17 protein-coding genes are annotated in these 20260 nt (G+C 56.8%); 10 read left to right on the top strand and 7 right to left on the bottom strand.

Annotated features, from left to right (window positions below; translation table 11 throughout):
• Positions 1-495: 495 nt before the first annotated feature.
• The 4 genes from repC to IFT59_RS21860 form a co-directional block, all read right to left on the bottom strand.
• The gene (gene repC / locus IFT59_RS21875) at positions 496-1710 is read right to left on the bottom strand and encodes a plasmid replication protein RepC (protein WP_192088257.1); all 1215 of its coding nucleotides are present in this window, start codon (positions 1708-1710) and stop codon (positions 496-498) included.
• A 157-nt stretch (positions 1711-1867) separates the two neighbouring features.
• A complete protein-coding gene (gene repB, locus IFT59_RS21870) occupies positions 1868-2884 on the bottom strand; it encodes a plasmid partitioning protein RepB (protein WP_192088256.1) in 1017 nt (338 codons plus the stop codon).
• A complete protein-coding gene (gene repA, locus IFT59_RS21865; RefSeq protein ID WP_192088255.1) occupies positions 2881-4089 on the bottom strand; it encodes a plasmid partitioning protein RepA in 1209 nt (402 codons plus the stop codon). Before repA ends, repB begins: the two co-directional genes overlap by 4 nt.
• Before the next feature lie 1041 nt (positions 4090-5130).
• Positions 5131-6186 carry a hypothetical protein gene (locus IFT59_RS21860; protein ID WP_192088254.1) on the bottom strand — a complete coding sequence of 352 codons (1056 nt, stop codon included), beginning with the start codon at positions 6184-6186 and terminating at the stop codon, positions 5131-5133.
• Positions 6187-6503: 317 nt separating this feature from the next.
• Here IFT59_RS21860 and IFT59_RS21855 point away from each other — a divergent pair, with 317 nt between their 5' ends.
• The 10 genes from IFT59_RS21855 (at position 6504) to IFT59_RS21810 (ending at position 15985) form a co-directional block, all read left to right on the top strand.
• On the top strand, positions 6504-6908 hold the full coding sequence (locus tag IFT59_RS21855) for a hypothetical protein (protein ID WP_192088253.1): 405 nt from the start codon (positions 6504-6506) through the stop codon (positions 6906-6908).
• A 159-nt stretch (positions 6909-7067) separates the two neighbouring features.
• Positions 7068-7394: a hypothetical protein gene (locus IFT59_RS21850; RefSeq protein ID WP_192088252.1), complete on the top strand. Its 327-nt coding sequence runs from the start codon at positions 7068-7070 to the stop codon at positions 7392-7394.
• 175 nt (positions 7395-7569) lie between these two features.
• Positions 7570-8667, top strand: a complete 1098-nt coding sequence (locus IFT59_RS21845) for a hypothetical protein (RefSeq protein WP_192088251.1) — start codon at positions 7570-7572, stop codon at positions 8665-8667.
• Between the two features lie 113 nt (positions 8668-8780).
• Positions 8781-10082: a hypothetical protein gene (locus IFT59_RS21840; protein WP_192088250.1), complete on the top strand. Its 1302-nt coding sequence runs from the start codon at positions 8781-8783 to the stop codon at positions 10080-10082.
• A 381-nt stretch (positions 10083-10463) separates the two neighbouring features.
• Entirely contained in the window at positions 10464-10616 is a 153-nt protein-coding gene (locus tag IFT59_RS21835) for a hypothetical protein (protein ID WP_192088249.1), read from the top strand.
• Between the two features lie 139 nt (positions 10617-10755).
• Entirely contained in the window at positions 10756-11718 is a 963-nt protein-coding gene (locus tag IFT59_RS21830; RefSeq protein ID WP_192088248.1) for a hypothetical protein, read from the top strand.
• A gap of 91 nt (positions 11719-11809) precedes the next feature.
• Positions 11810-12175 carry a hypothetical protein gene (locus IFT59_RS21825; RefSeq protein WP_192088247.1) on the top strand — a complete coding sequence of 122 codons (366 nt, stop codon included), beginning with the start codon at positions 11810-11812 and terminating at the stop codon, positions 12173-12175.
• Positions 12175-14244: an AAA family ATPase gene (locus tag IFT59_RS21820; RefSeq protein ID WP_192088246.1), complete on the top strand. Its 2070-nt coding sequence runs from the start codon at positions 12175-12177 to the stop codon at positions 14242-14244. Before IFT59_RS21825 ends, IFT59_RS21820 begins: the two co-directional genes overlap by 1 nt.
• The gene (locus IFT59_RS21815) at positions 14237-14980 is read left to right on the top strand and encodes a hypothetical protein (RefSeq protein WP_192088245.1); all 744 of its coding nucleotides are present in this window, start codon (positions 14237-14239) and stop codon (positions 14978-14980) included. Before IFT59_RS21820 ends, IFT59_RS21815 begins: the two co-directional genes overlap by 8 nt.
• A gap of 651 nt (positions 14981-15631) precedes the next feature.
• Positions 15632-15985, top strand: a complete 354-nt coding sequence (locus tag IFT59_RS21810) for a hypothetical protein (RefSeq protein WP_192088244.1) — start codon at positions 15632-15634, stop codon at positions 15983-15985.
• Positions 15986-16077: 92 nt separating this feature from the next.
• Here the strand turns inward: IFT59_RS21810 and IFT59_RS21805 are convergent, their stop codons facing one another.
• The 3 genes from IFT59_RS21805 to IFT59_RS21795 all read right to left on the bottom strand — a co-directional run bounded on the left by IFT59_RS21805 (position 16078) and on the right by IFT59_RS21795 (position 20259).
• Positions 16078-16386, bottom strand: coding sequence for a WGR domain-containing protein (locus IFT59_RS21805; RefSeq protein ID WP_192088243.1), 309 nt, complete (start codon positions 16384-16386; stop codon positions 16078-16080).
• A 382-nt stretch (positions 16387-16768) separates the two neighbouring features.
• A complete protein-coding gene (locus IFT59_RS21800) occupies positions 16769-18133 on the bottom strand; it encodes a glycosyltransferase (protein ID WP_192088242.1) in 1365 nt (454 codons plus the stop codon).
• Between the two features lie 341 nt (positions 18134-18474).
• The gene (locus IFT59_RS21795; RefSeq protein WP_192088241.1) at positions 18475-20259 is read right to left on the bottom strand and encodes an ABC transporter transmembrane domain-containing protein; all 1785 of its coding nucleotides are present in this window, start codon (positions 20257-20259) and stop codon (positions 18475-18477) included.
• Between the last annotated feature and the right edge of the window lies 1 nt (position 20260).

The raw sequence follows: 20260 nt of genomic DNA, 5'->3' as shown, positions 1-20260 counted from the left end.
TTCTCACCTCCTGTAATATCGTGCAACCGGTCACATGCGACGCCTCGAAGATCGGGTAATTCGCTTCGAAGCAACTTCGGCCCATGGAGACCGGGCGCAACCAGTGCGTCTTCATGCAGCAGTGTCGGCAGCCGGCTTTCCTATTGCCGATTGCGAACAGCGAGACCCCGATTCCAAGCGATATTATCCGAAATTTTTCGACCCTTTTGTCCGCAGGCAGTCGCCAAACTTAAAAGGAAGGTCTTCGGCTTGGGCTCTACATCCACCATGAATTGCCAGGGCCACGACAGCACGTTCACGGTGACGTCAAACGACGTGAACCAGATTCATGTTTAAAGAGCCAAATCTCTGACGGGCGACATGGGGTATTGATAGGTTCCTCACCACATTCGGTTATCCCACATCGCCAAACTAGGCGCATTTCCACACACCAAAATCACTTTGAGAAAAATGGAATGAATTCAAAATGTTGACAGGGTTGGCACCTGCCAACATCTAACCAACCCTTGTACGCGATTCGCTATTCGTCTTCAGTGCAGCCATTATCATTGGCCCGAGAGAAAACTCGCCAAGCGACGTCCTTCGGCTCAGGTCCCGGAGATAGCCTCCGGGGGAACTGATTAATGTCGACCTCTCGAGAATACATGCGACTGCGACCGCAGCATTTTCAGGACCCATGGCTTCACACGCTTCTTGATAGGCTGAAGGGCTGATGCCAAGCATGGATCGCACCACTACCGCGGCAGCCATCAGGTCGCGCCAGCTGCCAACCCCACTGCCAACCCCGTAATCGACGATCATGGGGCAAGCCTTCATCACTACACTCAAAGGAAACACCTTCAACGGCTCACCTCTCCGTCGATTGTCTTTGCTCGGCTTCGCTTCCTGGTCCTTTTCGGAAGCGGGTTCAAATTCATTTGGGTATTCTGGTTTTGAACTCTGTATGTGCTGCTCGATAAGAGCGACATTGGTGCTCTTATTTTCGAAATTATCCTGAATATTCAGCTGACTAATGATCTCTTCGTAAAGCATCCGCATTTCGTCGAGGATGGAGCTGACGGTCGCCAGCGTTGGGGCGCGTGGTATTCTGCCAACGATTTCGACATACCTGCCCTCAATCGCCTGCCAGTCGCCTTTCGCACCTTCTTCTATGGCCGCCGTGATGAGCTTCCGCACGTCGCGTCGGCAAATAGTTAGAGCTTCACGAGTGCTCCGGAACATAGCCCTAGCCGTAGCAACCTGCTGCGCCATCGCGGCCAGCTCCTCGGAACGAGCCAGCAGTGGCGACAGATCGAAACCGAACGCGTTTTCGATCTCTCCGGTGTGATCCTTCCTGGCATAACGTTTGCCGTTGGGACTGTCCTTTCGCAGGATGAGGCCCGCATCGACAAGGATTGCAATATGGCGCCGCATGGCGGCTCCAGACATACCGTGTGCCCGCAAAGCGAGCTGCGTATTCGACGGAAAGACCACCAGACTGTTGTTCTGGCACAGTTCATTTTTGGGATGGAACGTCAGCAGCGCATCGAGAACGGCAACACTATTTGAATGGAGACCAAGCGAATCCATGGCCGCAGCCACATCTCGGAAGACTTTCCATTTGTCTGCGGTCTTTCCTTGCTTGATCTCTGCCATTGCTGTCTGGCGTCGGACAAGGGTAAGGGTTATCGGCCGCCGCCCGAAGGGCGTCGTCACAGTTCCAGTCTGCATCGTCTCTCACCTTTCAGAAGGCAAAAGAAACCTGCTCACCAAAATGGTGCCAAAGACTCTTGACGAGGATTCGTGGAAGTGCGATTCTATGTTTCTCACGACGATAGAATTGGGTTCCACGGTGGCAGCACTGTTGGGGCCTTTTTCTTTTCCCGGCTTACTCTCCGTTTTTTCGTTGGTTCTCGGCCAGATGTTCTTCATAGAGCATCGGCAATTTCTCAAGAATGAAAGCCGCGAACGCCGGCGACAGCTTCTTGTCGATCGTGATCTCAAGTTTCGACTTGCTGTTTTTCATTTCAGCCAATCGAACACCAGATGTCGTAGTAAGAACGCCTGGTGCGCCCCTTATCGTTCGGCGCGGCTTCAGGTGGGCAATGATAGCCTTAAAGCGGTCATCTGAACGGAGAAGCTTTACCTCGTCAGACATCGCAAACTCCACGGCAATCCGCGGGGTAGGGGACTTCTCTACAAGATCGGAAAGCTCCAGCCATCGGGGACGGCCGACGCTTGGTGCCGATCCGATGGCCTCGACCAGCTCAGCCGGAAGGACATCGACGATTGCCAACATCTTTGACAGATCTCCCTTATCCACCGATAGCGATGCGATGATTACGTCTCGAGAGAATTTTTCCTTCAAACGTGCCGCAAACCTGGCCTTTTCAATAAAGGTTAGATCCTGCCGCTCATGGTTTTCCTGTCCCTGCGCAATCACCAATTGTTCGTCGCTCAAATCGCGGACAATGGCTTTCGCCTTGAGGCCAAGCTTTTTCAGAGCCCGCAAACGACGATGGCCAAACGCGATCTGATAATGGCCGGTACGTTCGGGGTGAGGACGGACTAGTATCGGGACCTGTTGTCCTTGTTCTTTTATTGAGGACAGCAATCCGGCTATATCGCCATCCATTCTGTCTTGTACGAATGAAGGATCGATCTCGTCGGTATCCAGTTCGACGACGGCCTGACCTTCAGCCAGCCGACGCTCGATCTCTTCCGCCCTCTCGAAGCGTGCCTTGCCTTCGGCCAAAGCAGTACCGACCTGATGGGTCAATCGCGACGCTGCCGGCGGCGCCTCTGCATTCAGCATTGGAAGGACTTTGGCCCGTGTGGGCCGCAAAGACGATGGCTCGGAAGACGCTTTTGGCTGCGGGACGCGGAGGATATCTTTGCGGCTCATGCGGCTCTACCCCATGCTTTCTTGATCAGGGACTCAATCTCGTCGTTCACGCTGTTCATCGACTCGAGCGCCCGGTCATAGGTACCTCGCGTGAATTGCGCTCTTTCCACTTCGTAGAGCGTTTGATTGGTCAATCCTGCGTCCGAAACGGCGGTCGTCTTCAGCATCGGGAAGTTCAGGACATTTTCGCCGAAGATTGCGCGCAGGTATCCGACCATCTGGTTCTGTGGACCGTCGCTGGGTTCGAAACGGGTTACTAAATAGCGCATCCAGTTATAGGTAAAGTCCGCACCAGCTGCTTTCACCTCCCGAAGAAGCTCTGCCATCATACCAAGGAACTGGTTCATTGACATCACATCCAGCATCTGCGGATGAACGGTGATTAGAACGGAGGTTGCAGCCGTGAGCGCTGACAATGTCAAATAGCCGAGCTGAGGTGGGCAATCGATCACAACGACGTCGTAGGCGTGAGCGACTTGTCCCAGGACCTCGCCAATCCTACCAAAAAACATAGTGTCGCCGGGCTTGCGCTTCATGAGTGCGGCGGGCGTTTCATGCTCAAACTCCATCAGTTCAAGGTTCCCCGGAATAAGATGGAGATCTGGGATATATGTTCCCGAAATGATTTCACCCATTGGCCTGGGATCCGCATAACGGATGGCACCGTAAAGGCTTTCCCCGGCCTCAAGGGTCTCCGGCTGAACCCCGAATAGGGTCGAGAGGCTGGCTTGGGGATCAAGATCGATTGCCAGGACACGATACCCGCGAAGCGCAAGATACTGAGCGAGATGCGCGGCTGACGTTGTTTTCCCGGAGCCGCCTTTGAAATTCATAACCGAAAGGACTTGAAGGTTTTCGCCATCCCGCCGATGCGGCAAATAACGCCGCGACCCGCGCCCGACGTCGTCGAGATGCTTGCGGATGCTCGATATGTCTTCAACGCTGTAGGTGCGCCGGCCGCCCGATCCGGTTGTCACCTGCAGTCCCTGCACTTCGTTCGAAAGACGGCGTAGATAGACCTCTTTGACTCCCAAAAGCTTAGCGGCTTCCGCCGGTTGAAAGTTTCGGATCGTTTTCGTGGCATCAGGTGGGAAGGTGGCAAGGTGATGGTCTTGCAGCTGCTCCGAGAGGGCAAGCGAATGTCGTGTGATAATGCCCATCAGGTCTTCATCAACAGGAGCGATTTTGGTCGCAATTTTCGCCATGTTCAACCGTCAATCTCGAATTAGCGCTAAGCCGCTAAAAGTCTGGTGCTTTCCGCTACTATTTATAAGCATCGATTTTGACATAGCGGCAAGCTATTTGAGGTTAACGAAGACTTAACAAGCAATTAGCTCTGATGTGCTTTTCGCCATCTACCCTCATAAAACCCATGTAAAACAAGCGGTTAAAGGGAATGCTGCGACGCGTAAGGTAACACGAAAAAAGAGTCGAGAACTCTCAGGCCCTGCAGATTCGCTTGCTTTCCCGCGCTGCCGGTAAAAACTTGCGCGGCAGACTCTGGAGTGAGTCGCATACTGATAAAGCTCCTGCCTCAATTTTCGGCCTCTAGTCGGGCCGCTCGGGCGCATGGGAGCTGGCTGCTAAACGCTCCGTCGGCGGGCAGATGTCTCGAAACTCGAGGCGGAAAACGAGCGCCTTCGTCAACCGCTTGCGGAAAGTACGTGCCGAAAACGCGAACCTGCGCGAGCGTCTCGGATTGGCCTGACACACAACCAATGCGACCTTGACGAGAGGAAGGGCAGGCGTCGCCCAAAAATATAGGGGAGTAGCAGAACCGCGCCCAGCACGATAGTCACGTCAACGGCCGGCCAATCGCTTCGGGCAGATGTGTCGTCACCGTTGTCGGAGATCGAGGTTCTCCAAGACGAGATCAGGACATTGCGCCAGCAGCTCACGGAGAACCTGCAACACCAAAGTGCGCAGCTGAGAAAGACGCAAGAGCGGTTTCAGGCTGGGTGGATGCCTACTGTCCACCCGGCTTATTCTTATTAGCCGATTTGAACCGACACGTCATGACGTTTTGCTAAAGGCGACGGACACATATCCTCTATGGTTTGCGCCGGTCGACCTCGAGAAATCGCAATGCAGCTTCCCTTTCGGTTGCAAGGCAGAAATCTTCTCGCCGCCGGCCCTGCCAGCTCGCCCCAACCCCGCACGACCGCCACCTTACCGAAGAGGGTCGCTTCGATCATGTTGGAGTAATAGCGCACCATGCCCGGTTTCCGCTTAGCTACTGTCGCCGCCTAGTTTGACAAAAGCGCGCTTGAGAAAATGCGATCCATAGCCTTTTGGAAGGCGTTGTGCGGTTTTTCAAGCGCATTATCATCAACTTCAATTACACCATCGGGATACCATTGGGCCAAAAGTGGCGCAGGAAGGACCGATCGCAGCTCGAAGTCGCGAACTTTCTTTGGGCGCCAATCTGGCAAGCCATCCGGGTAACACTCCATAAGAGTGTTGACAATCTTAGCTTTCTTTTCGTCAAGTTCTATCCCTTTCCTCCAGGGAAGGTGGGCAGTTGGCCGCGTGCGAACTCTTGCATCGGGATACATTTTTAGAACATGCGTGGATTTGAAGCGAATATCGCGATAAATGGTCTTATCATTCAGAGATAGAAACAGCCCATCGGCATCGGAAATGCCGAAGTGGGCGATTACCCATAGCCCGGGTTCTATCTGCGAAGATTGGTAGTCTGGCCCAATAGGCTGCCCGACAGAGAAAATCTCACCGCTTTCTAAATGGGCCTTCAATTTCGGCATGAACTCAGCCATTTTTTTGAAAACCTTCGTCTCGCCATCGAAATCGACGTAGCTTTCGTCGATCCGGGTCTTCTTGAGCCGGCGGAGAGCGTAACAAGGCCTGACGTTTGCCGGCATGGGTTTTTCCCAAGGAAGATAGATCCGGCTCCCGTCGTGATACGTAGCGAGTTTTTCCCAAACCCACTTATCCAGAAACGATGGCCTGTAATGGCGGTGAACGGCTTCGGGCCTTTTTGCCTTGATCCAGGCCGCAGTCATTTCCAACGTCCAGAAGGTCATGTCTGCGTTGAGTTCGTCACAGCCCAATATAAGGCTCGCAAGCGGGCCACTCCGCATATCCTTCGCCTCGGCTTCCGCCTCGTCTGGCGTTAACTCGTTGGAGTTAACGCGTTCAATTAGCAGTTCGCGATGCTGCGCAGCGATCCCCAGATAATACTCCTTCGTATTTTCGACTGGGACGACAAGGCCAACAATGTCGCCATTCGGCAAAAGATGGCGTTGCGAAGTCAGTCTGTTCATCTGCTGGAAATCAAACGGCAAAGGGAAATCCTTATGAGCAATAGCAACGACGATCGAGACTTCCCGACTGTCTAAACAAGCTTTGCTAAGGGAGCCCAAAACAAAAGGGTTACCAGAACGGAAACACATGGTCGAAGTTTGTAGCGCGAAACCTGATCTCCATGGGGCAAAGGCTATTCTGTCGGAACGACTATTCTAAGTTATTGTTTTCCCTCGATTCCAGTTGTCTGCAGCCATAGATTCGATCTCGGACACAGTCCCATCGTGACCGTATATTCAAAGCCATAAGGCGACCGGGCAACGAAGCCCATTCGGCCAAAACGCAGAGGATAAACGTCATGCCCGTCAACCAACATCCCCCCCATCACATCCTCGAAACTTTCAAATCCGAATTCCTTTCTGCCTACGTCAAACCTCAACGCATGATGACCGGCATTGGCTTCGCAGTCTTCGCTGATCGCGTCGATATGGTCTCTAACGAGGCGGTATTGTTTGGAGGTGCGGATTTTGTGCGTTTCAAGCTCTCGTTTCTGATGCCGGCGGCGATCGTGTGGGCTGTGTTGGAGACCGGTGGTCATGACTGCCTCCTTCAGATTGTCAAGATCCTTCAGGGGGGTGACACGTCATTGCGACAAGCCAAGGTCCTGCAGAAACTAACCCGACGTTTCAAAGCGCTCCTTGACATCGCAGAGGACGCGTATTGGCGCGATCAGCGCAGCAACCTACCGAAAACCGTTCATTAACGCATAAACGAGCCGGAAGTTTGCCGTTCCTAGCAGGGGGCGGTCTTTCAAAGTGCTGATTTTTCCACCCAGAAAGGAAATGCCTTGACCATCAAAGTCTCAAACCCTGCGGAGTCTGCGAGTGCAGTCGTATACCGATGGCGTAATGTGCTCAATCGAATGGCGCCTTGCATCCTGAGTTCGGTCGATTTTCATGGCGGAATGATCGACACCCACACGAATGCACGCGATCCGGTCGCCGGCGCGATCCGTCTCGACTTGTCCAAGGACGGACGGCCGATCACGCCCGCAAATCTTGCTGCCGCACTCGGTGTCGTGGCCGTTCGCGTCGCAGCCGAACACCTGATCGATATCTCCGCAGGTCGCGTTTCGGGAAATGCCGGCATGTCCTGCTCTTCCATCGCCAGTGAAGTATTCGGCCAGGCCGAGCAGTATCCCCTTGATCGTCCTGACCTGCGTCTGCCCCACGAGCGCGGACCGTCATAACCGGAGGGACTTGGCCTGAGGGAAGAAACGATGCCGCGTTTCTTCCCTCAGGCCAAGTCCCTCCCTCCCTCCAACATGAATGCTTCATTTTGACGCCACCGGCCACCGGAGGCGTCCGGGAGGAGCATTGCCAAATGCTTCGGCTACCCGAGCAATCGCATCAAAGGAGTTCCAGATGCAGAAAACACTGAAGGCCGCCAAGGCCAAGGCAAGCAACACGGCAAAAACGTTCGTAGCACCCGAGGAGCACCGGCCGCTTCTGTCGGAGGTGAGCGGCTTCATCGCTTCTCTCGGCCGGCGGGACGCGGCAGAAGCGCTCGAGCTCGGTCGGCAGCTCATTCGCGTCAAGTCGGTGCTGCCGGAAAAGTCCTTCGGCAAGTGGCTGAAGCTGGAGTGCGGAATGACAGTCCGCAATGCGTGGAACCACACTATCCGCGTCGAGAAGTTCACCGTGGAGCAGCAGGAGCTGCTGATCGCTGCCGCTGTGAAGCCGACCGTGATGACGATCATCGCGACGGCGGATGCGCCAGTGATCACGGAACTGCTCGGCCGGATCCTTTCGGGCGAGCAGTTCACTGTCAGCAAGGTCAAGCAGCGGATCAAGGGAGACACGCCGGCGAAGGCTGCAACAGAAGGTGGCGGCGCTAACGGCCTTCGCCGTGCCGTCGACGCCAGGGTGAAGGTAGATCTGGAGGTGATCAACAAGCTCGTCAAGCGCTCGCTCAAGGCTGTCGAACTGATCGTCGCCGACATCCGCAAGGGCAAGCACGTCCCGAAAACCAGGCTTGCAACAGCGGTAGAAGCCGACTGCCAGAAGGCGGGCATTCTGCTGAGCGCGGTGATCTCGCCACGCGGCTCTGACGCTCCGCTTCCGGTCGAATGGGAAAAGGCACGGCAGATCATCTCCCGTCTTGGGGATTCTCCGCGCTACCCCGGCCGGGAAGAGTTCCACGACTGGGTCGTCGATGCGGCGCTGCCGGCGCTGCGTTTCGTGGTTCTCGGCGAAGCGTTCCCCGGCACTGCCGGCTTGATCGGTCAGGTCGCTGTGGACATCGCGGATGATGGCGAAAACGATACCGCGGAGCATGACGCTGATCAGGCGACGGCCGCCGTCGCAGACGGGCTTCTGAACGAGGAGATCAATGGTGGGGCAGGGGACCATGCCAAGGAGGCACCGGCAAGAACGCGTGTCGCCAACGTGCCCTCCATCGCACCTATCGAGCTTTCCGCGCCAGAGCCTGAGGTTCAGGCCGAAAGTGCCGCGAATGTCTGATGGGAGGAAGAAGAAGACCGCCGGCGCAGTGTCGCCGGCGGTACGGGAAGCTCGCATGGCGAGGCGCGAGCCTGCAAAGGTATCGTCTCGCGGGCTCAAAGCCTGCGAGCACCATGGCGATTGAACACGCTCAACCGCTGGGAGAAAAGATCCCAGTGCTTTCCTACCTCGGCGACATCGATCAGTGGCATGGCCCAACAAGCTCCAAGAGGTGCTCGTCTCGAACGTGGAGACGCGATGCGCTGGGCTCTTGCGGAAAGCCGCGGGCCGCCGCGCATGGAACCGTGAAAACCCGAAAGCGGGCCAACTCGATCAACCCCCACCTGACCGAAACGCTGAAGGAATATGCCGTGCCAGTCACCATCAACTTTGAAATTCCCGTCGCCACCACGGGCTATCCTCGGCGGGCGCGAAATCGGAAAATCATCACCGCCACTCTCACCAGAGAGATCGACGTTGCGATTATCGACGCCGACGAAGCACCAATTGCCGCGACCCTGCCTGATGGTAAACTGCGGGCGCTGAATGGCGCGTTTTTCCAGAGTGCCGGTGACGTGCCACAGGAAGGCGCGACACTATGCATTCACCAATATCCGTCAAACCGCGCGCTGATCAACGTTACCGACTATTGGTCGGTTTATCGCGACCTGTGGCGCACTGTGGGATTCAATGGGGACGTTGACCTGAAACGTCCTGCTAATACTCTTAACCTGCCGGGTCTCGGTATCCGGGATCTCGATAACGAAATTGCCCAAAGTCAGCTTGATACCTTCGCTGACCGCAGTGATCGTCTAATCGTGGTCGACGACATCCTGTATTGTAAAACCAAGCAACCTCTGCTTTCCGTCAACCGGAGGCACTATCACGCGAAGGCTTTGACGGTTGATCTAGTTTCCGACGGCGACGCATTGCTGCGTGATATCCTCAACGGCCATCGCAACAGCTTCGGTATCTACTCGTTGGCAGATCACGAACTTGCTATCGAGCGGTGTCGCGGTCTCTCGGGGACCTGTGTGCATCAACCCGATTTCGAACATGACTGCGTCCTTGTGCATCGACCTGATCTGTTCGACACAGATACCACGGCGCTGAATGCCGCTGTCTACGCACACCGTTTCCTCGGAAACTTCTTTGGGGTGCGGATGTCAAAGGCCGACCGGGAGGGTCTCGCTGATCTCATCAACCTCGGGACGGATCGGATGTGTCAGGTTCTGAAGCTCGCTGACTGCTTGAAGGCCTATTGCGAAAAGGGCTCCGCGGCGTTGTTGAACGATGCGACTGCCGATATCGTCGAGCGACCGGATACAGATCCGTTCTGGACTGCCCATCCAGCGGAGTTGATCGAGCACCGAAATTTTGTTCGGGCTTGCCTGGATTGCGAGATGGTGAAGCTCGAGTTCGGATCCGCTGGCTGACCGATCTAAATGGTGCATCAGCAAATCTCGAACGGGGTCCTCTCGCGATCGGCATGACGCGGTTCCTATTCTGTGGAGCAGAGACCTCGATGCCGGAGCTGAGGTCGACGAGGCTTAGACCCGCCGTACCGACCATGCCGAATTTTTGTGCCCGGATGCCCGCTCGGTATCCGGGCATTTTTTTGCCGCGTCACCCGTTAACCATACCGGGGCTCTTTCTGTTCCGGATGCGTTCTACCGGCTTGCCGGGATGGGTTCTCCGGGCTAAATCAACAGGACTGCGGGATTAATGTGCTCCTGCAGTTACTTAGCGGCCCCCGCCGATGCTGGACACATCGAACGAGGGCCTGACCCGCAACCTTGTCGAGAAGGACTTGGGCTATGTCGACCCATAACTGCTTCGCTTCCGTTCCGGAAGCATTTCTGAAGATTTCTCTTGTTGAAACCGATGCCAGCCGGCTGCCCGCCGAGCTCGCATGCCGGATCGCACCGGTCAGCATCGTTCGCGGCTGTGGCACCCACGCCCACGCTTGAGCACTGATCGCAGCCATCCAACCGGCCAGTTTATCCATCTGTCTGTCTGTCGATCGTCGTGATCGATCGATGCGGAAATTATTTCCGCATCGGCAGACCTGTGCCCGGTTCCGGATCGTCTCACCACAAGGAGATTTCCATGACCACGACACCATCATCTGCGACACCGTCATCCGCCCCACAGCTTTCAAACACCATGCTCGCCCCATCACCGGCCTGCCTCTATCGACACAGTGTCGATCCCGATGCGATGGCGAGCGTGTTCGAACAGCTGGTCAGCGAGGTTACATCGGCACTGTCGACCGATGCGCTGGCCGGCGCCCTCGATGCAGGGATCGACAGCATGTCGGCGATCCTGCGCGCCATTCCGATCCTTGAGGGAAAGCTGCTCGAGCGCGGCATCAGCCTGATTGCAACGATCAATCCCGATCTGGTCGTTCTGACCGACAATCTGCGTCTTCCCGTGACACCGGCCGCCATGCAGCTCGTCGAGAAGAATGCCGTGCATCTCTATCGCAGCCTGACGCTCGATGCCGATAGCGGCGGGCGCAAATCCTACACGCCGGATCTTTTGATCCTCAATCGTCCGACCAGGATTGCGCATGTGATCGATGTTAAGCGCAGCCTTTCGTCCTACGAGGTGTCGCGGATTGCAGCGCTCAAGAGCCGGATGCTGGCAGCAGCTCTTGTTGTTCCGGACTTGTTGTACAAGGAACACCGGCGTCTGGTGGCAGAAGACGTCCGTGTGGTGATCGTCAATGCCGAAAGCCAGAGGACGGATATCGATGGCGGCATCTGGCCGCTGGGACACCTCGATCATCTGCTCGAGATCAACGGCGCCGGTGCAGCGATGACGCGACTGCGCGAACTGTTCCGCGACAAGATCACCGCGAACTGGACAGAGGCACGACAGCTTCACAGCGGGCCGGATCTCCGTTCGGGCGGGGGCGGGCAGGGGGCTGCCACAGCAGACGAAACCAATGAGCGAACATCATTGGCCGCGCTTGGCCCCGCCAACGATGACGATCCGGCAAAAACTGCCGGGCACGCGACGATGCCGCGTATCGGCTTTGCGAAAGTTCCGGGCTCAGGGTTGCGATAAACCGACGGCTGCCCCGCACCAGTCCATTCTTTTCTTTCCATCAGGCTTCAGCCGGGATGCAGACAGCGTCCGGCCAATGGGAGACGTCACCATGACGACACCGACCAACATCATCCAGTTTCCGGGCCAGCGACTTCGCCGGTTCCAGACCGTAAACACATCCGGAGCCGAATACATCGCGGGTCTGACCTCCAATACTGCTGCGATCGAATTCGCGGTCGGGGCTCTGGTCGAGACCGACGAAGACCGGGCGCTGCATGTGGCCGCCGTGGTCGGCGCTTCGATCCGCTTTGCCCGCCGCCGCGGTATCAGCATGTCCAGTCTGCCCACGCAACTGCGTCGCTGGCTGTTGCAGGAATGCGACCGTGGCGAACCGGCAGCGATCATGGTTCGTGAATGGCTGACCGGCAATGCCGGGTTTCTCGATCTGCCGGAGCTGAACGGGGAGGGCGCTTGATGGTTGGCAACGTCAGGCCTCGCGCGGCAGAAACCCTCGAACAACGGCTGATGCGCTTTTTCCTCTGCCGTATCCGCCGCCTGGGCATTCTCGATCTTTATGCCAGCGCCGCGAATGTCGAGCTACTGGACATGCACACGATCGGCGAATTCGGTGAAGCGAAAACCAACCTTTGGGCCGCCGCAGACCCACGCAATCTTCTGACCGGCGATCCGGAGCGGGACCGCCAGGTTGTCGCCCGCTTGTTGAAATCCTCACAAACGGGTGCGCAGCGAGATGGCGGCGATACTGACCCGGCAGATCGGATCGTCGGTATCCCTTATGTGCCGGATCCGGCCGAAGAGACGCCGGCACGGCGTGCAATTGTCGCCGCTGCTCGTGCTTTCCACCATGAGCCCGTGCGTCCGGTGAGTGGTGGCGCGTCCGACAGTCGACCACTCTTGTCACTGGTCCGTTCATTCCTTCCACCGCCTGACGTCACCAGGGTTGCGGTCGCCTTGCTCGTTGCGCGCGCCGTCGAATCAAGTTTTGCGGGAATGGCCGACCTTCGGGACGCTCTGTCGCGACCGGACCCCTTCATCCTGATCAAGGCGCCGGTCGGCGGGTTCGAGCATCGGTTTGGCCAGGCATTGGAGGAGGGCATTATCGTGCCTTTCTGGGCAAAGCTCGCGGACCTGTTTCACCTGATCTCGCTTTCCAACCGCTATGACGAAAAGCGAAGGGCCAAGAAACGCCGAAAGGTCGCGGTCGCGTCGGGCAAGGCGATCGCCAAATCGAAGGAAGCGATGGTGCGTCGGCAGATCAGTAACATTTTGTGCGAAACGCATCTGCCGGTGATGATCGCGGACGAAACCGACGCCGCTCTGATGTCCGGTATTCTCGAGACCGCCGATCTGGTCCTGGAATGCGGACCGCTCGATGAAGACCTTCTCGCTTCGCTGTTGTCGATCTGCTGCGGCATCCCGGTTGAAGAAACGCTCCGGCAGTTCCGCCAGACACCGTTCGATCTGTCGCGTCTGCATCTCGACGATCTGACATTGGCAGTCCGGCAAGGACGCTCTGTCGACACCATCCTCACTGCGCTCGAAATTCTGGCCCGCCCGATCGCCAGTGAGGACGAAGCAAGCGGCGACAGTGAAGCCCGAGACTACAAGAGTGGAAGGGGCAAACGCAAGGGCACGGACACACAAGTCTCAGTCGATATCATCCAACCCGACGCCGTCACCGGAGACGATAAATCAGCGGCAAGCCTTGGCTCCATCAACTCATCCACCGCACCGATCTCCAAACGATCTGCTCCGGCACTCCGTGTCGAAACGCTGGCCGGTTATGGAGATGCGACATCCTGGGCGTTGGATCTGAAGACAGATCTTGCTGAATGGCGGGCAGGAGAGATCGACTGGAGCGACATGAGCACCAAACTTTTATTGTCCGGTCCGCCCGGGACCGGCAAGACGACGTTTGCACGGGCATTGTGCAATTCGCTGCGCGTGCCGCTGGTGATCAGTTCGGTGACGTCATGGCTTGAGCCCGGATATCTCGGCGATGTCCTGCAGCGCATGTCGGCGGCATTCAAGACCGCGCGAGCCAACGCCCCGTGTATCCTGCTGGTCGATGAGCTGGATGGCATTGGCAGCCGGGTAGGGGGAGGCGATCGCAATCGCGCCTATGACGATTACTGGACCTCGTTGGTCAATCGCCTGCTGGAACTTCTCGATGGTGCCTTAAAATCCGAAGGCGTGATCGTCGTTGCGGCGACGAACTTCCCCGAGCGGATCGATCCGGCGCTGTTGCGCTCCGGGCGACTGGAAAAGCACATCGTTATCCCGATGCCCGATGTCGATGCACTGACAGGCATCCTGGCACATCACCTTGGTGGTGATCTCGATCATGTTCTGACCACCGTACCCGTGGCAATCCCGACGAGCCAATCAGGCCAATCCCTATTGCGCCCGCCGGCAGCGAAGAACGCCACTCCCATCAAAGTGCGCCAGCCACCGTCGGAGGGTACGGCAGACCCGGATATTGACAATGCCATCGACCAGAACAGGAGGCCTCTCCATGACTGACATGACCAGATCGACATATGCCGGACTGCGGCCGCTTGCGGTTCGAGCCCTCGGGCAGACCGGAGCCGATATCGAACGACTGGTGCGCGAAGCCCGCCAGTCTGCCAGACGGCAAAGGCGACTGCTGACCTGGCAGGATCTGGATATCGCGCTTCAGGGGAGACGCAAGCGAATGCCTGACGATGTCCTCTGGCGCGTTTGCCTGCATGAAGCGGGACATGCCATCGCCTGGTCTTTGCTGGGCGTCGGTGAGGTGTTGTCCGTCACCGTCGGCGTGGAAAATCTGGGGCAGGTGCTGACGCGCCGCCGAAACGATATGGCCCAGACCGAGACCTGGCTGAGGCAAACGATGGCCTGCCTGCTTGGGGGGAGGGTCAGCGAACGGATGGTGCTTGGCGATGTGGTTGCCGGAGCCGGTGGCGATGACACAAGCGACCTGGCCCAGGCGACGGACTATGCTCTGGCGGCCGAGACGAGGCTCGGATTTTCCAGGATCAATCCGCTTCTTTATCGCAATCCCTCCGGCAGTCTCGATCTTCTCAGCCTCGATCGGGAGCTGGCGGCACGCGTCAACGAGCGTCTGATCTCAGCCGAGACACTGGCCTTGGGGTTGTTGACGAGCCATTGCAACGATTTGCTGGAGATTGCCAGTCGGTTACAGGAAAGAGGTGTCATGGAGGGGCGCGAGATCCGGCAGGTGCTTGGATTGGCAGAGCCAGGAATGCCGGAACCATAGTGAGCGAATTGCGGTCCAAAGGCTGCGGAACCTCGATTCCAGATGACGGGACGTCGATTCAAAACTCGGCATTTTTGTTTCGAAAGTCCGGATTTTCGATTCGTGCCTCATGGTCATCGATTCAGAAGTCTGCGGTTTCGATTCCGACCTCACCATTTGCGATTCCGACGGCATCCACAAAGGCACGTTCGGGATCGAGCGTTTGACAGAAGCACCGGCTTAGCCACGACGATAGTTGGCAGGGCTGGCAGGAGATACCGCATCATCCCGCATGAACCGCAACGTCATCCGCGTTACCCAAAATCCAGTGCAGGCTGTGTCCAGTCCCCGGCGAACTGCCAGCACTTCGAGACACGTTGTGGGCAAATCGACAGACATCATCTCAATTTACCATCCCGCGATTCCAGACACGGAATTTGCGATTCACCGCTCGAAAATGTCGATTGCAGCGGCGGGTGGTGTCGCGCCACGGGTGCGCGTGTTCCGCCGCGTGTGGCAATCACCACCTCCGGTAACCACCACCTCGGGTATGCCTTGCTTGAGAGATTTTAAAGGAGGTCTCGCTATAGCGGGGAGCGTGCCGTTCCGTTTTGTCAACATTGGCGGAGCGGTATGGTGTGATCCTCAACCAGCCGCCGGAGACCTCAAGGCATGGCCGCCAAATCGAAACGGACGAAGACGGCCGAGCAGCGGACGCGACAGCAGAGCGTGCGCGACAAGGCCAAGGACCTGCGCCGACCGACACGTGACGATGTTGCCCGGATCCTTTTGTGGAAAACGATCTCTGATGCGCACAAGAGCGGAGATGTGGCAGGCCCCGCCTTCCTCGAAGAGATCTCAAGGGATATCGTCACTGGTCTGGAGGCCCAAGGTTTTGACGATCGCGAAAGCTATGACGTCATCGACGGCCTGATCCGCAAATATGCCGATGGCCTGTTTCCGTTTCGGCCCAAACGCCACCTCGAACGCAAGGAACCTGGCGAACCCGGCGACGATCCATCCTGAGTGCCTATAGCGCTCTCTATGCAAACGACGTTCGGTATTTATTGGCGTATTCCCCCCATTACTCCCTATAACGGCGTTTGCGCCGGAATCGATTATTTTGGGCTCTGCGCCTTGAATGGAGCCGGCATCGAGTGAAGGACCGCGACTGCGGTCGATCTGCCGGTATTCCGGTAGCCTCGACGTCGTTTATCATCAGCACATCGCTTCACCTCGCAAAGCGCGTCAGTGACCGACTGCTGAGGGAAACTGACCCGGCGTCCATCGCTACCAATTCGGCCCCATCGCCGCACTGCGAGAATGTCACCGAACAGGTCAATCTCCACCGAGACCTGGTAGAAGCGCGCCATATTCCTGCGCTGGTCGATCCGCTCGAGATAAATGGTGGCAAGGTTGATATCCATCCCGCTAGTTTCGGCGGTCAGGCGTACTCCGTCCAACGATTAATTTGAATCGATCATAAGCCATCGATTCGTATTTGAGATGCAAACGGTAGATTCAGCGATTGTCCGTTTACCATACCACTTCTCGTTGCTCCACGGGCGAGCAAGCAGGTGAGGTATGCCTCCAACTCATAGCGCAAGCGCATGCTTGAAATCATGTTAGCGGCGGGCCGTCCGCTACAGGCCGTGCCGGTATAAAAGCGCAGATCAGCTACAAGCTCGGTCACTAATCAACGGCGGAAGGTTTGGGGTTGATCGAGAAGGCTCTTATCCGATCATTCTTTGTGACAGCTTAAGAAACCTCGTTAACGGAGGCTGACTAAGTCGGAGCATTCGAAGCGCTTTACTCATTTACCCGTTGGGTTGCGACAGGGCGGCCGATCGTGTCGGCCTTGCCTGAAACTTTTAAGGCGAACCTAGCAACTTGTTCGCCCCGTTGCTCGTCGGTTGGCGCCTCCACGAGTGTGTCCTCGACCGCCGTGGCGCTATAATCCACCACGCCGCCCGGGACTGAGGGGCCGGACGGGGCCAGTGTCCGGTAGATCCGCAACAATTCCGTCGAATGATCCGACATGGACTGAAGCCTGGGTGCCGATCCCCAAAAGCGCGACAGCGCGACTTCTCCGGTCGCGATCTTTCTGAAAGTCCGCAGGAAATCGACGTGATCGTTGGACTTAAAGACGAAATCGGGACTGCGTCCGATTTCTTGTGGTCCACCGAGATCGGATGTGAGAACCGGAATGCCGCGACTGACGATTTCGATGGCGACCTGAGGCAGATTATCTTCCCAGAGAGAGGGGATGATGCCTAGGTCCGTGTCGCGTAGGATGAAATCGAGCTCCTTCGATGTGAACCCGTCATAATAGGTAACCGACCGGAACTTGGTATTCAGCCCCATCAAACGGTCCAAGGACCCATCCCAGGCGTTCTTCGCAGCGATTACCACATCGATCGACGCAGCGAGAGCGCGCGGAATGCGCTCGAGACATTCAACGAAGAAATAGAAGCCTTTGTCGCGGCGCATGTAGCCAAGATACGCAATGGTGAAACGGATCGGGTTTCGTGGCGCCGACAGTTTCATCGTTGATGCGAACCGGTCGGCATGCTCGGTGCCGATATACGCGGTCACGAGATCGTTCTCAGAGAAGCCAAACTTGGTGATGACGTCGCGCGTACGCTCAGAAACGGCAATCGTCGTTACGGAATTCTGCGCAAAGGTTTCCGAAATTTTCGACCGTCGCACTGCAAGGAAGGGAAGCCTCGCGTTTCCTCTCTTCCCGTAGATCAAGCACCAGATGGGATTATTCGACTTTCTCAAGTAAAGTCGATATTTTAACCGATTGAACAGGTGAAATACGGTCCTTGTCTTCCCCATTTTCCCAAGCAGGATATTGAACTGTTTGGAGCGCTTGTTCACGCCAATTCTTGAGAGGAACTCGTGCATCTGCGCCTGCAGCATATTGCGCTTCAGGCTGACGAACACCGGCAGACAATAGGTACAGGACTGGCCGCCGTTGTAGTCCTTGCAATTTGCTGTCTCGTACCGCCAGAGGTTGACCTGGGGACAGACGGAATAATAATTGTGGGCGGAATGTATCAGCCGCGCGGCGCCGAAAATCTCCTTGGACACTAGACCGATTGGGATGCCTTCGAGGTTCTGGAAATGGACGACGTCGAACGGGCCGTGTGTCCGGACAAAATCCTTCATGCATTCGTCCATCGAATGATCGTTGAGAACGATCTCGTCACCGCCCCAGAACGAATGGCTGGGCGCCATGACGGAGGAATTGACGATCTCGAACGTCTTGCATTCAGGGATCAGCGAGGTGGTTTTCCTAATGAACGCCTCGCCCTTTAACAGACTGTAGGAAAGCCCCGAGCTGAAGAATGTCACGTCATGGCCCAGACGGATCATCTCCTTGATCACATTATTCTGGTAGACGGTGACGCCGCCGCCCCTGCGATCTGCATCGTCGAACTGCACCCAGTTATAGTAGAGAATTTTCATGACGCTGCCATTCTTCGTTTGCGAAAGCCGGTGAGGCCGTTTTACTCTGCAAGAGCTGTCGTTCCGGGCAGCCGGGCGTCGAACTGCAGAGAGTAGAGTCGCTTGAACAGACCGTCCTTGCTCAATAGATCCGCTTGTGTCCCCTCCTCGATTAGATGGCCATTCTCCAGCACCATGATTTTGTTTGCGCTGGCGACTGTAGAGAAGCGATGAGCAATGACAATCGTGGTGCGCCCTTTGGTCAGCCGCTCCAAAGCGTCCCGGATCGAGGCCTCGGACTCGGAATCAAGCGCGCTGGTGGCTTCGTCGAGAATGAGAACCTGCGCGTCGCGCAGCATGGCGCGGGCGATCGCAATCCTCTGGCGCTGGCCGCCTGAAAGGTTCGACCCGTTGTCGTTGAGGAAGGTATCGTACCCATGCTCCATGCGCATGATGAAGTCGTGCGCATTGGCGGATTTCGCGGCCTGGATGATGTCCTCGTCACGCGCATCCGCTCGCCCCAGACCGATGTTGTGCTTGACGGAACCGGCAAACAGGAAGGTTTCCTGGCCAACATAGGACATGTTGGCCCGAAGCGACTCGAAGGTGACGCCGCGTACATCAACCCCGTCGATCAGGACGCTGCCGGACGCCGGATCGTAGAGCCGCATAATTAGGTTGACGATGGTTGATTTGCCGCTACCGGACGGACCGACCAAAGCCGTCAACTTGCCAGCCGGGAAGACTAGGTTGATATGGGGAAGGACGGCGTGGCCATCGACATAGCTGAACGTTACATCTCTGAACTGAATTTCGCCCGGTCCTTTTGCAAGGATCGCCGCGTTGTCGGCTTCTTCCAGCGTAATCGGCGTATCGAGCACCTCGAACATCATACGCACGCCGATCATGCCCCCTTCGATGGTGACGCGCATGCGCGCAAGCCGCTTGGCGGGCTCATAGGCAAGCAGGAGCGCGGTAATGAAAGCCATTAGGTCGCCGGGAGTACCGCCATGCTCGATGACGGCGTAGCCAGATAGCGCGATGATGCCGGCGATGGCAAGGCCCGACAGCGTCTCCATGATCGGGCTGGTTGCGGCTTCGAGCAGCGCAATGCTGTTGGCGCGCTTTTCGACGTCTGATACGGCTTCGTTCATCCGGCGCTGCATCAACGGTTCTAGCGCGAAGGCTTTGATCACTCGCACGCCGACGCTCGTCTCTTGGACTACTTGGACAATCTGCCCGATCGATGCGAGTTCCGCCTCCATTACGCTGCGGACGCGCTTGAGCAGGAGGCGTACACCGAAGATAGCCAACGGCCCGGCGATCAGGGCGATCAGCGTAAGCTGGAAGTTTTGGAACAGCATCACAAAAATAAGACCAATGAGCGTGAAAAGGTCACGCACGAAGGCTGTCACGATGGTGTCGATGATCGCGCGAGCGGCTTGCGCATTGTAAGTGACGCGCACCAAAAGCTCGGATGATGGCATGTTTTGGAAGAACGAAACACCTTGGCGCAACAGCCGGTCGTAGATCCGCCGCTGCTGCTCGGCGACGATGCTGTTGCCAGCCTTGCTGAGGTAGTAGCCTTGAACGAATGTGGCAACGCCCTTGATCAGGAAAATGGCGGCCACCGCCATCGCGATCTCAAGCACGACCGCAAGGCCCGACCTCAGGAAGACGCTATTTACGATATCGCGCATGATCCAAGCGCTGAACGCCGTCGAGCCCGCGACAACGAGCATCGCGACAATCGAGATACCGTACCAGACGACATGCTTTGAGAAGTTCTCCTTAAGAAGCCGCACGAGAAGCCGCTTGTCAGTCGTAGAGATGGAATGTTTCAACACT

The organism is Rhizobium sp. CFBP 8752 (assembly GCF_014842035.1).
GTDB lineage: Bacteria > Pseudomonadota > Alphaproteobacteria > Rhizobiales > Rhizobiaceae > Neorhizobium > Neorhizobium soli.
The sequence above is the reverse complement of the archived record's forward strand: the minus strand, read 5'-3'. Positions and strand labels throughout refer to the sequence as shown.